The following is a 12,513-nucleotide window of genomic DNA, read 5'->3' as shown; positions in this document are numbered from 1 at the left end:
AAGGCTCTCATTCATGGGTGTGTTCCGAGGGAAGGAGTTTTCGACATGTTGCAGGTGAATTCCGAAGCACTGCTGGCTGGAGGGGTTGGCGTCACGGGTGTCACCGCTCAGCAGGGCGCCACGACGGCCGCCGCGATGCCGGTGGTATCGGGGCTGGTGCCGTCCGGTATCGACACGGTGTCGATGCTGGCCTCCGGTGCGTTCAGCGCACAGGGAGTGGATTTCAGCGCCACCTCGGCGGAGGGCACAGCGATGCTGGGCTTGGCCGCCGAAGGCATGACGTCGGTCGCGGCCGCCTATGAGGCTGTCGACGCTGCCGGCGCTGTCACGGTGCTCTAACCGAGAGGTTTTCCCGACGGGGGATTAGCGGTGGAATGGCATGGGATGCCGCCCGAATTCAATACCGGGCGGCTGATTGCAGGGGCGGGCGTCGAGCCCTGGATGCAAGCGGAGGTCGGCTGGCAGGCGGTCGCAGCCGACTTCACCGCCGCCATGGCCACGCTGCGCGCTGAGATCGCCATGGTGACAGCGGCCTGGCAAGGGGCGGCGGCCTCCAAGGCCCAGGCCGCATTCGAGCCCTATCTTGCCTGGATGGCGTCGATCATCGCGATGGCCGAACAGCGGGCCGCGGCCGCGGCCGCCCAAGGAGGCAGCTACGGAACCGCTGTGGTCGAGACTCCCACACTCGGTGAGATCGCCGCCAATCACATCACCCATACGGTGCTGGAAGCGACGAACTTCCTGGGTGTGAACACCATTCCGATCGGGATGAACGAATTCGAATACCTGGTGGTGCTGTGGAACCGTGCCGCCGGGGCGATGGATGGGTATTCGGCGGCCACCGGGGTGAACACCACGTTCCCGCCGTTCACCATCGCACCCAGCATCATGGCGGCACCGGGCATGCCCGAAGCCGGTCTGGCGCAGATTCTGGCGCAGACAGCAGCCCAGCTGCCTGCCAGCATGGGCCGCGACGCGTTGCTGGCAGAACTGCAGGTCGCAGCGACAGAGGGTGCCGCCCGGGGGCAGGCGCAACAGATGGGTCAGCTGGTGGCGACGGCGGGCAACTTGGCCGGCCAGCAGGCCAGCACGCAGGCCGCGCAAGACGGGGCGGGTCAGACGACTCAAAGCACCCAGATGGCGACGCAGATGGCAACCCAGATGGCGTCTCAGGTGCCCCAGCAGTTGTCACAGGTCGGTCAGGCTCCGCAACAGCTGATGCAGACGGCATCCCAACCGCTGCAGCAGATCACGTCGATATTCCAGAATATGGGAGGCGGGGATCTGGCCAATCAGAACATCTCCCCGGCAGACCTTGTCTCGCATTTCGGCTCCACCGATCAGCTCGGCGCCTACGGTACTAGCCCGGTGGGCTCCGCGGGCGGCGGATACGGCGGCGCGGGCCTGCTGTCGGCGGCCAATTCCGGTGGCACGTCAACTCTTCGCTCACCGGCCGGGTGGGCGCAGCCCGCGCCGGCGCCCACGGCGGCTGAAGAGGTTGTGCGCACGACGGCAACGCCCACCGGCGGCTCCAGTGCCGTTGGCAGCGGAACGGGGATGATGGGGCCCATGGCGGGAGCCCATGGCCGCGGGGAGAGTTCCTCGGTCGCCCTCGACGAACCGGTGGCCGAGGAGAAGCCGGTGGTGGCGGCATTGGGCTTCGAAGTGTTCGACGAACGGTAATGGCCAGTCGACCTGGTCAAACGAGCGAAAGGGGGGTGCCTGGCGGTCCTCTTGCGTATGCCGCGGAGATCGTTTTGGCTGGTATGAGAGACGGGATCCACTGTAAGCCTCCGCGTCGTCACTGTCTCTGGGCGCGGGCCTACCTCTAGAGGGGGTTTGATCACCGAGACAGTGCACTGCGGATCAACGGCTGATCTGCAATATCGACAATCGCATCACACGGCACAAACACAAGGAGTGAAATTCCATGGCCCTTCAGGCTTTGAACACCGACACCGCAGCCCAGAAGGCCGTGGCCGACTCGATCGGGTCGACCGCGCAGGCCGAGCAGGCAACCCTCACCTCATTCCTCAGCGAAGTCCAGGCGCTGCAGGGCCGGCTCGTCGGTGAAACGGGCACCGCCACCCAGGCAAAGGCCCAGCACCTCCACGAGGTCGGTATCCAGCTGGTCAACCAGCTCAACAGCATCTCCGAGCGGGTCGGGCAGTCGGCCGGCGGCTACGTCAACGTCGACTCCGACGGCGCCGGAACTGTCCAGTCCAGCGCATCGCTGCCCTTCTGACCATCACCCCATCAACCTCTCAAGACAAGGAGCTAAATAGCTATGGGACAGCAAGTTTGGGATTTCGCCTCGATTCACGGGGCTGTCGGTGTCCTGCGTGGGCACGCCAACACCATCCAGGGGCAGAACGAGGCGCTCGAAGGCGACCTCGCCCAGGGTGCCTCCGTCTGGCAGGGCGAGGCGTCGGACATGTGGACGCTGGAGCAGCGCACGCTCAACCAGCACGGTCAGGACTTCAAGCTGGCCGTCGACTCCTACCTGACAGCGGTGGAGGAGTCGACCAACAACACCGCACACCAGGAGCAGATCAACGCGTCGTCCTTTGGTGGCTGACGCTGACACACCACCAGATAAATATAGCGGCACGGGTATAAACAGCCCGTGCCGCTATATTTTTACCTGGGGTTTTGTGCCCGTGTAATTCGGCACAGAAGGGTGTTACGGTAAAGCTATGAGCAACGAACAAGACCCGTATTACGGAGCCTTTTCGCGGGGCCCCGCCGCCGGCGGACCGCCGCAAGGGCCCCCCGTCAACCCGCCGCAGAACCCACCGCAACAGCGTCCAGGATCAGCCGCTGAATCACCGGAAGAGATGACCACGATCGTCGACCGCAGCGACTGGCAAGGTACCCACAACCAGGCGCCGCCCCACCCCGACGAGCAGGGCCGTCCCTATCTGCAGCGACCGCAGCCACCCACACCGCCAACCTGGTCCGCAACCCGAGGCCGGCCAGCGGAGCCTGAACAGGTCCGTCCCTATTCGCCGCCCCCTGCGGCGTCGGTTCCGGCCACGCGCGTGCCCGCTCGCCGAGACGTTCGCGACGACTCGGAATACGTCGCGCTCGACAAGACCGATGTGCGGCGGATGTCGGTCCCGGCCGAACACGGATGGCGTGCCGCGCTAAATAAGATCCTTCCGGGTATAACAATCGGACCTGGCAAAGACGAACGATACGAAATCAGCCTTAAAGAGCGCGTGATTCGCCCTGTTCGCACAACATTCACTGTCGCTGTTCTCAACCTGAAAGGCGGCGTCGGCAAGACGACCGCCACCAAGGCGCTCGGCTCGATAATGTGCGATGTGCGCGGCGACAAGGTGATCGCGGTCGACTTGGACAACGACTCAGGAAACCTCACCGAGCGCCACGGCCGCGAGACCCACCTGAGCATCATCGAACTCGTCTCCGACCCATCGGTCAGCCGCTATCACGACGTGCGGGCCCACACCTCCTCCGACAAGGTGTCAAAACTGGAGGTGCTCGCCCAGCCCGACTTCGCCCGTGCAGAGCGCACCGTCGAACGAGAGGACTTCGAGGCGGCGATGGCGTTGCTGCAGGAGTACTACTCGGTAGTGCTGCTGGACTGTGGCACCGCCCTGAAGTCCGACCTGATGAAGGCGGTCCTCAACGAATCTCGTGCCGTGGTGGTCGTCACCAACGCCTCCATCGATGCCCTCCAAGAGACCGATCACACACTGGACTGGTTGCGCCACAACGGATATCTCAAACTGCTGGAGAACCTGGTGCTGATCATCAACCACACAGAGGCCGGCAAGCCCAACGTGGTGGTGGACAAAGTAGTGGAGCAGTTCACGCGCAAGATTCCGCAGGAACGGATCTTCGTCACCCCGTTCGATCGGCACGTGCACGAGGGCCGCGAGATCAACCTGAAGCTGCTGTCGAAGAAGAGTCGGCGTCGATACCTCGAAATCGCTGCAGCGGTCTCAGACCTTTTCCCCAAAACCGCCAGCTAGCGCACCCAGCGTTCCTCACGGGCAATCCGGCCCTCAAACGGATCAGGAGGCATGATGGCGCCGACGACCAACGGGACGGCTCTCTCGCGTGTCGCGGTGTGGTACGGCGATTCCGAGCAGGAGGCTCGCCAGCAGGATCTTGTGCTGCCGACCCAATCACCCATCAGCGACTACATCGGCGAAGTCGTCGATCAGCTCAGCGACGGTGACCCCATCACCGCCCCGGCCGGCAGCCAGTGGACATTGGCACGCACCGGCGGACCGCTCAAGCCCGACCAGTCCCTTCACGACGCTCGCGTCACCGACGGCGCGGTTCTCGAACTGCGGGCGGTCAAATCCACCGAGCGGTACCGCAAGGTCACCGAAGACGTCATCGCCGCCGCAGCGACCGCGGCGGCGGCCGCGGGCCGGCCATTCAATGTGCACGCCGCCCGCCAGGCCGGGCTCGCCGGCCTGGCATTCGGGGGCATCGCGGTCTGCGCTGCGCAGTGGCTGCTGTGGATTCGCAGCTCCTACTCATGGTGGTGGGTGCTGGTCGGCGGTATCGGCGCCGTGGTGGCCTTCACCGGAATGTGGTCGGCGTCGCGCCGATACGAGAGCAGCGACGCCGCCACCGCCTGGACCGTAGTCTGGGTAGCGGCCACAGCTGTTGTGGGACAAGTGATTCCCATCTCCGAGCGCACTGCGTCGCCAGGGATCCCGCACGTCATGGTGTCAGCAGTGGGTGTTGCGGTCGGTGCCGTCTGCGCGCTGCTGCTGACCCGGCGCCACCTGGCCATCACCACGGCGCTGAGCACGTTGATGGCCATCGTGGCCGTGATCTGTGCTGTGGCCGAGTACACGAATCTGCGTCCCTCGGCGATCGGCGCCGGCGTCCTCATCGCCGGCCTGATCGGCCTACAGAACGCGAGCGGTATCGCAGCGGGGCTGGCCCGGATCACCCTGCCCAGAGTGCCGGCCGACGGCGAAACGATCGAAGTCGGTGGCGAGATCGGAGAGCGGGAGCTTGCGACGGTGCGACTAAGGTCGCAGCGGGCCGTGGAGATGACCACCGGGCTCGTCGTTGCCTCGGCCGTGACAACGGCCGCAGCCGCGGTGTTCACGATGGATCCGCACTCCTACCACTACAAAATAGAACTGGTCATCGTGTCGTGCGTCGCGATCATTCTGATCATCTGGGGTCGCACGATGTCGAACGCCTTGCAGGCCTATTCAATGCTCGCTGGCGCCGCATTAGTCATCGTGGGATCCGCGGCGCGGCTCCTGCTGGCCTGGCATGACGGCTGGAAACCTGCGGTAGTCCTGGCCGTGGTGGTGGGATCCATAGTCGTACTGGTGACAATCGCGGTGGTAGTGACCCCACGAGGCGTCAATCCGAGAGTTGCCCGGTTGATCGAGATCTTCGGCTGGATAGCGTTGGTCACCGTGTATCCGCTGGCCGCGTGGGTCACCGGGATCTTCGCGGTCCTACGCGATCTGAGGATCGGGTGAGCGCGGTGCGGCCCCTCGTTTACCGACTGTTCATGGTGTGCGTCATCAGCGTGTTGATGGCGGTGTTCTCCGGCGCAGGACTTGCCCACGCGCTGACCCCACCGACGATCGACGCCGCGGCGGTGCCGCCCGACACTGTCGGGCCGGAGCAGCCTATGCAGCTGTTGGCGGAGTGCCAAGTACCCGGCGTGCTGCCTGGATCGAATTTCGCCGACCCGCCCCCAGGTTGGCGGTTACTCAATCTCGATGCGACAAGGCCGTTCGCCACAGGCGCCGGGCAGACGGTGGCCGTCATCGACACCGGAGTGACTCCCAATCCGCGGCTGCGCAACCTGCGTCCCGGAGGGGACTACGTCACTGATGGTGACGGGCTCACCGACTGCGATGCACACGGGACGTTGGTCGCCGGAATCATTGGCGCAGCACCGAATCCGGGTGACGCGTTCGTCGGCGTCGCACCTGATGCGGCACTCATCAGCATCCGGCAGTCATCGGCCCATTACCGGCTGCAGAACCCAGACCAGTCCGACGATCCCAACCTCACAGAGACAGCGATCGACCTCCGCGCGATGGCGCGCGCCGTGGTCCATGCCGTCAACCTGGGCGCCACGGTGATCAACATTTCGATGGTGTCATGCATGAAAGCAGTGCGCCATGCCGACGATCGCGAGCTCGGCGCCGCGCTGCACTGGGCGGTGGCTGAACGCAACGTCGTTGTCGTGGTCGCTGCGGGTAACACCGGTGGCGACTGCCGACAGAACCCGCCGCCGCCCGGCACCGACCCGGCGAGCTGGGCCAATGTGGTGACGATCGCGTCACCTGCCTGGTGGGCCGACGACGTGCTGGCCGTAGGGTCGGTCCAAAACGACGGCACGCCGTCCACCACGACTCTGCAGGGGCCCTGGGTGGACTTGGCTGCCCCGGGTGAAAACATTGTCAGCACAGGCAATTTCCCCGACGGGCACCTCGTCAACGGTCTACCCGGCCAAGACCAGATCCTGGTGCCGATGTTCGGTGACTCCTACTCCGCTGCCTACGTCAGCGGGGTCGCGGCGCTCGTACGGCAAAAATATCCTGACTTGAACGCCTACCAGGTGATGCACCGGCTCAAAGCCACTGCCCACGCGGGGCCGACCACACCGGATCCCTCGGTCGGCTGGGGCGTCGTCGACCCGCTCGCCGCATTGACCTGGAATGTCGCCGATCCCGCGCCGACGCTGCCGGTGAACAACATCATCCATCCGGCCCCGCCGCCACCCCCGCCGGATTACACACCACGCCGTACCGCTACCTACCTTGTGCTCGGCATCGCCGGCGCCATCCTGCTGGCGATCGGCGCCTGGGCGGCCCTGCGTCGAAAGAGCCATCCATGAGCAGCAACATGTCCTCAAATAGCGCACAGGGTTTCACTAAACCGCCGATGCTCGGCGTGCGGGTCACAGTGACGCGCACAGTGCTGACCATCCTTGCCGGGATGGCCTGGGTCATGGCCACCGGTGGTCGGCTGCACCCCGCTGCAGTAGCAGCCGTGCCCATCGTCTTGATACTCATCGTCTTCATCACGATCTATCACGTCGCTCTCACTCATTGGATGTCCACCTGGTGGGCATGGCTGCGTCACCGACGGTCAGTCGCGGCCGAGCCCCCGCCGCCGGCCCGCAACGTCTTCATCAACGGCGTGCCTATCGGTGTTGTAGCCGAAAACGAGCAGTTGGTCACCCTTGTCGAATTGCACGGTGACCCGCTGTCACCGTCGGTCGTCACCGACACCGAAGAACGGACAGCCAACGTGCTCGACGTCGGCGAGATCGCCGGTCTGGTTGGCCGAGTCCTCGACGTCGGGGTGAACACCGCGGACATCATTAGCGACGGCTTCCGCGCCGCCGGCGGATTCGCCGATCTGTACCAGCAGATAACTGGCCCCACTGTGGCGCCCGCCGAACGGCGCAGCTGGATCGTGGTGCGGACCGACCTGCACGACAACCTCGCGGCTATCGACCGGCGGGGAGGTGACGCCGAGGCGGCTTTCCGCGTCGCCGCCGTGACGTGCCTGCGGATCGCGGACACTCTCGCAAGTTCCGGCCTAGACGCCCGCCCCGCCAGCGCTGAAGCGATCGATGCTGTCAACGCGCTGCTGCATGTCGATGCGCCGATCGCTGACCACTGGTCGCACCTGGAGGGCCGCAGTGGCTTCACCGGGGTCTACTACGCAGACCCTGCACATATTGGTGACGATGCCGCGCAGTGGTGGACCTGGACGCTGTCGCAGTCGGTCACCACGCTGGTGCGGCTGACACCGGGAGCCAATGACACCACGAATATCGCCGCGTTGGTGCGATACCGCACGGATGCGCGACCGCCGGCGCCTCCGGTGTCGCGACTCGGGCCGCTCTACGGCGTCCAAAAAGCGATGTGGCAGCAGTTCCGGATCGGTTATCTACCCGTCACGGCGCCGTTGCCGGCGGCGGCGCTGGGCCCGGCTGCCCCCATGCTGCCCTTCGGGCCCGCCGGCCCACTGATCGGGTCGATCGGCGATCCCCGCGACCACACTTCGGTCCACCTCTCGTTGTCCGGGCCGATCACCGTGTTGTGCCAAAGCTCAGTGCTACTACGGCAAGCCGCTTTGCGGGCAAGCGTCACCGGCCGACCGCTGCTGGTCATCACCGACGAACGCGACAAGTGGCAGCCCATCGTGTCGTTGGCAGTGTCGGGCGAAATCCTCGATGACTATCCGGGTGGCTGGACCGCTGACGACGAAGACGATCTGAGTGATGACGACCCCGCGATCGCGTTGCAACACGGTTCCGGCGCACTAGGTTTGGCAGGGTTGGACCCCGATACCGTCCTGGTCATCGACACCGACAAGGACTGGCCCGAGCACCTACCGCAGGTCACCGTCCTTACCGACGACGAGGCATGCGATGCCGATATCGAACTAGTCGACACCGACGATCAGTTCGGCTTCACGCTCAAGATCAGGACCGGGCTCAGCGCGCGCGTACGCTCCGTGCCCGCCCACGAAGAACGGCGGATCTTGGGAGTCAGTCCTCAACCGACCACTGCTAGGGGCCCAGTGCGGCAAGCCGACCGTCCAAAAGCCCCCATCCGGCCCCGCCCGCCCGCGACCCGGCCGCGACCCACACCAGCGCGGCCTGCCCAGCAGCCAAGCGGTCGGGACGCCCCCCAGGGCACAAAGCCGCAGACAGCGGACCATACAACCCGTACCCGTATCGACCTCGCCGACGATCTCGCGAGACAACCGGGGACCGCCCCAGACCCAGGAATCGGGCCCGTCCTGCCGGCACCCCTGGGAACGGCGGCACCTGCCGAACCGCCTGCTGCTCAGCCCAGCAGTCCGGTCACCCCGCCAGTACGTGAGCCCGGCCCTCCACCGCCATCGCCGCCACCACAACCGATCCGGCCCCCGGCCGCCGCACCGTGGACCGTACCGCCGCCCCGCGGCGCCAGCGCACCGCGCATTCCGCCGCCGAGCCCCCTACCGCCACGGCGCACACGGAACGGGCAACAGGAACCTGAAACCCAACCCCCCAATGACAATCAGGTCACACCCGCCGAGTCAGCGCCACCGACGTCACCCCCGGCCGGTCAGCAGCGTGATTGGGCGCAGGCATTCGGGAGAGGCCCTCGGCAACGGCCCCAGCCGTCCGCACCTGACGGGGCATCGTCGCCGCTGCCTGAAAGCAACGGCGACTCCAACGGGCGCCATCGCGCACCTGATGGCACCGACGAGACAAGCAGCGGGCCAGGAGGTGCGGCACCGCCACCCCGTAGCGCCGAACGTCGCGAGGAGTCCTAATGGCCAAGAAAGTCACCATCGAACTGGTCGATGACATCAGCGGCGAATCCGGCGCCACCACTACGCAATTCGGGCTAGATGGGATCGAGTACGAGATCGACCTCGTGAACGACAAAGCCTTGCGCGAGCAATTTGCGCCGTGGATAGCCAAGAGCCGCAGGATCAATGGCCACGGCCAGAACGGGTCACTACCCACCAACGGGCGGCACCGTCACGACATGCATCTGATCCGAGTCTGGGCCAAACAGAACAACATCACGGTGCCAGCACGCGGCAGAATGCCGGCGGCGATCATCGAGGCCTACGACAAGGCCCAATCCGCGAAGTAGCGCAACACGGCCATGTAGCAGCCGGCCAGCTATAGCCCGACAGAATCGGGATCGTGCCGTGTCGCCACACCGTCTGCTGCACGTGATCCCGCCGCCCGCCGCCACTTGTTAGCACGATCCAACGGACGCGCCGTGCCGGACCGGGAGCGTCTCGTCGCGCACAGCCGCTACTTCATGCGGCCACTGAAAAAGGCGTGAGCCACGGCGGTTTCGGGTGAACCGAAGCGCTCACTGAACAATGCATTTGTCGAATGCAAACGTGCCGACCGGCCGCACGGGACACCACCAGTTACGGGTGGTCTTGAAAACAGCTCCAGCGCCCATGACGGTTGAAGTCATGGTGATGACCCAAGTTGACGACGCCGCTCCCCCGAGGGCGGTCAACACGATGAGCAGCGCAACCTCCCCGAAGGAGAGTGCCGGTCCATACCGGCGCACCTCCGGGATCATCGGCCACCCAGGTAACGACGACACCGCTGCCAGTGAACGTGAACAACGAGCGCCGTGGGTCGCGCTGGCGTGTTACCTCGTCGCAGTCGTATCCCTGTTGGTGTCGCTGAACACTTCCTGGCGATTCTTCGAACACGTACTCCACATCCCTACCGCCAACGGTGAACGGTGGGTGATGTTCGCAGTCGCCGAGCTGGCACTCGTGGTGTGCGGCGCAGGCATGGCCGTGAACGTCCAGCGCACCGGCCACCCCGGAGCATTCCGGGCACCCGTGTGGGCTATGTGTGCAGCCATGGCATACATGGCGTGGGCCATGTCAACCACCGACGAAGCCGTCGGACGAATCCTGCTCGGCCCAGTACTCGGCACCGTCATGCTCCACCTCGGGCTTGGCCTGGAACTGCGTGCCCGCCATCACCGCACCAGCACCGCCGCCCGTATCGGCCGTGAACTACGGGAACGCTGCTTGTCGCTGTTGGGCCTTGGCGACGATGATCGCGATGCCGCGCAGCGCTCCCGCGACCGCAGGGCATACCAAGCCGCAGCACTGTCACGGCCACGGCGTTGGCCGTGGTCGCGCGCAGCCCGCCTGGAGCGCGCGCTGCTGGCTGCCGGCGTCGCCGACGACCCGGTGATGCGCGAGCGGATGCTGGCACGGTTAGCTGTCCTCAACCACGCCGGCGAATTGGCCACCCACACCCAACCGTCGCCATGGACACAATCCTCTGCTCCGCTGGAAGCGGGATCCGATACGACCAGAGAAATCACCCTCCGCAAGAGCAGGCTGGCCGCGGCACCAAGGCATGGTCGGGGCGAAACTGCTCGCATTGAAAGTCTCAGCGTTGACGATGTCGCCGGAACTGCAATCAATGCGTCGGAATCATCAAACCTCCAGGGCATCAACGAGGTTCACCCGCGAGATGGTGGCGTGGAACTGGCTTCGGGTGGAAACGGGTGGAGGGAAGTGGCCGAGGCGCTGGTCCGCGAAGGAAAGACACTCAAGCCAGTAGACAAGACCGCCGAAGTTCTTGAGCTGTGGGACCGCGGAATGCTACCGACACAGATCGCTGAGCAGACTCGCGTGCACCGCGACACCGTCAACAACATCACAAAGGAAGCGGCAGCGCTCTTGTCGACTGCCGACCGGATGCGGGCCTGAGGGAATTCCGCAAGCATGACCCATCCGCCATCTGAGCCGGCGCGCATCGTCATCCCACAGACCTTGCGCTCCGGAGCTGAACGCTGCCTGGCCGCGATCGCCACCCTGCATCAACCCATCACGTCGATTAGCGATCTGAGCGGCCCTTCGTGCGGACAGTGCGCCGAACGCTGGCCCTGCTCCACAGCCCTCCTGCTGGGCCCCTGGCCCATCCAGGACAACACCGGCCCGGTCGGGCAGCAAGTCGTTATCCCGGAGGGGAAGATGGCCGCAGAAATCCGGACGACAGCGATCGGCGCATTGCACCAGCCCATCCTGGAGGCGGGGGCACTCGCCGCGCTGTCTGGGCCTTCATGCCGCCAATGTTCCCGGTGGCCGTGCGCGACAGCACAACTCATCGGAGCATGGCCCAGCCTGCAGCCCAGTGACGACACCGCTGCAGTCGCTGCAGTCAAAGACGGTCACGACGTCGCCACGGGCGTGCGCCCCGCATCCGCCCGCTCTCATACGAGACGGGAAGTACGCCCGAATGACGTTGGGGGAGAGGATCATGAATAGCACCGCAGCCCTAGCAGCACCGGCGATAGCCGGCGATCGGTTCGGCATCGGCCCGGGGCGGCATCGCCGGCACGCGGTGGACATGTCGATCGCCGCCAAGGCAGAATCCGGCACGGCCGAAGGCCGCCATCCCGTGATCTTCGGTGTGTGCGGAGAACGCGTCACACTGGCCCGAAAGTGGGGCGCATACGGCGACCAGAACGGCATGCTCGCAGAACGGCGGTGCGAACAATGCAGCTGGATCGTGGCCCTACACCTGGGCACGACAGAGCGTGAAATCGTCCGCTATTCGCCAGATGAACTGCAGCGCAACCTCATCGCGAGCAGTGGCCACAATCCAGACCTGTTGCCAGCACTGTTGCGTGCCGTCCTGGCCAACCACAGGGACGAGTTGAACTACGAGCGCCCCGAACCCGGTGTTGTCTCCGAGCTGCTCGCACATCTGTGTCGGCACCGACCCGTCGTGATCGTCTGCGGGGAGTGCTGGGATAGCAGCCCGCAAGTGCACGGGCCCGACATCTCCGTGTGCCCAGACGCGACGGTGTCATGCATGGCCTGCACGTTCCTGGCCGGAGCATGGGCAGGGGAATTCGAAGACAGCGTAGGCGCGCCGGAGTGTCAACGGTTTCTCAAAATTGACCCGCTGCGGTTCCCGGAAAGTTGACCCGCTTGCGTCGTTGAGGCGCGGCGCAGGTCGGCCGGACCGACGGC

At 65.4% G+C, this 12,513-nt stretch carries 11 protein-coding genes; all 11 read left to right on the top strand.

Annotated elements, in window-relative coordinates; all coding sequences use genetic code 11:
• Positions 1-45: 45 nt before the first annotated feature.
• The 11 genes from AAHS21_RS13855 (at position 46) to AAHS21_RS13805 (ending at position 12,466) form a co-directional block, all read left to right on the top strand.
• Complete coding sequence (locus AAHS21_RS13855) at positions 46-339, top strand: PE domain-containing protein (protein ID WP_029368067.1); 294 nt, start codon at positions 46-48, stop codon at positions 337-339.
• A gap of 30 nt (positions 340-369) precedes the next feature.
• Complete coding sequence (locus tag AAHS21_RS13850; RefSeq protein ID WP_342928242.1) at positions 370-1,683, top strand: PPE domain-containing protein; 1,314 nt, start codon at positions 370-372, stop codon at positions 1,681-1,683.
• A gap of 247 nt (positions 1,684-1,930) precedes the next feature.
• A complete protein-coding gene (locus AAHS21_RS13845; protein ID WP_029368070.1) occupies positions 1,931-2,245 on the top strand; it encodes a WXG100 family type VII secretion target in 315 nt (104 codons plus the stop codon).
• A 42-nt stretch (positions 2,246-2,287) separates the two neighbouring features.
• Positions 2,288-2,578 carry a hypothetical protein gene (locus AAHS21_RS13840; protein WP_029368072.1) on the top strand — a complete coding sequence of 97 codons (291 nt, stop codon included), beginning with the start codon at positions 2,288-2,290 and terminating at the stop codon, positions 2,576-2,578.
• A gap of 118 nt (positions 2,579-2,696) precedes the next feature.
• Positions 2,697-3,998 (top strand): MinD/ParA family protein, encoded by a 1,302-nt coding sequence (locus AAHS21_RS13835; RefSeq protein ID WP_342928241.1) that lies wholly within the window; start codon positions 2,697-2,699, stop codon positions 3,996-3,998.
• Between the two features lie 54 nt (positions 3,999-4,052).
• Positions 4,053-5,489, top strand: a complete 1,437-nt coding sequence (eccD, locus tag AAHS21_RS13830) for a type VII secretion integral membrane protein EccD (protein WP_342928240.1) — start codon at positions 4,053-4,055, stop codon at positions 5,487-5,489.
• Complete coding sequence (mycP, locus tag AAHS21_RS13825; protein ID WP_342928239.1) at positions 5,486-6,862, top strand: type VII secretion-associated serine protease mycosin; 1,377 nt, start codon at positions 5,486-5,488, stop codon at positions 6,860-6,862. The genes eccD and mycP overlap by 4 nt, the downstream gene beginning before the upstream one ends.
• Entirely contained in the window at positions 6,859-9,306 is a 2,448-nt protein-coding gene (eccE, locus tag AAHS21_RS13820) for a type VII secretion protein EccE (RefSeq protein ID WP_342928238.1), read from the top strand. Before mycP ends, eccE begins: the two co-directional genes overlap by 4 nt.
• On the top strand, positions 9,306-9,635 hold the full coding sequence (locus AAHS21_RS13815; protein WP_342928237.1) for an Lsr2 family protein: 330 nt from the start codon (positions 9,306-9,308) through the stop codon (positions 9,633-9,635). Before eccE ends, AAHS21_RS13815 begins: the two co-directional genes overlap by 1 nt.
• A gap of 343 nt (positions 9,636-9,978) precedes the next feature.
• Positions 9,979-11,244 (top strand): hypothetical protein, encoded by a 1,266-nt coding sequence (locus AAHS21_RS13810; RefSeq protein ID WP_342928236.1) that lies wholly within the window; start codon positions 9,979-9,981, stop codon positions 11,242-11,244.
• A 550-nt stretch (positions 11,245-11,794) separates the two neighbouring features.
• The gene (locus AAHS21_RS13805; protein ID WP_342928235.1) at positions 11,795-12,466 is read left to right on the top strand and encodes a hypothetical protein; all 672 of its coding nucleotides are present in this window, start codon (positions 11,795-11,797) and stop codon (positions 12,464-12,466) included.
• Positions 12,467-12,513: the final 47 nt, after the last annotated feature.

The sequence above is a fragment of the Mycobacterium sp. 050272 genome, assembly GCF_039023525.1.
In the GTDB taxonomy this organism is placed as follows: domain Bacteria; phylum Actinomycetota; class Actinomycetes; order Mycobacteriales; family Mycobacteriaceae; genus Mycobacterium.
The sequence above is the reverse complement of the archived record's forward strand: the minus strand, read 5'-3'. Positions and strand labels throughout refer to the sequence as shown.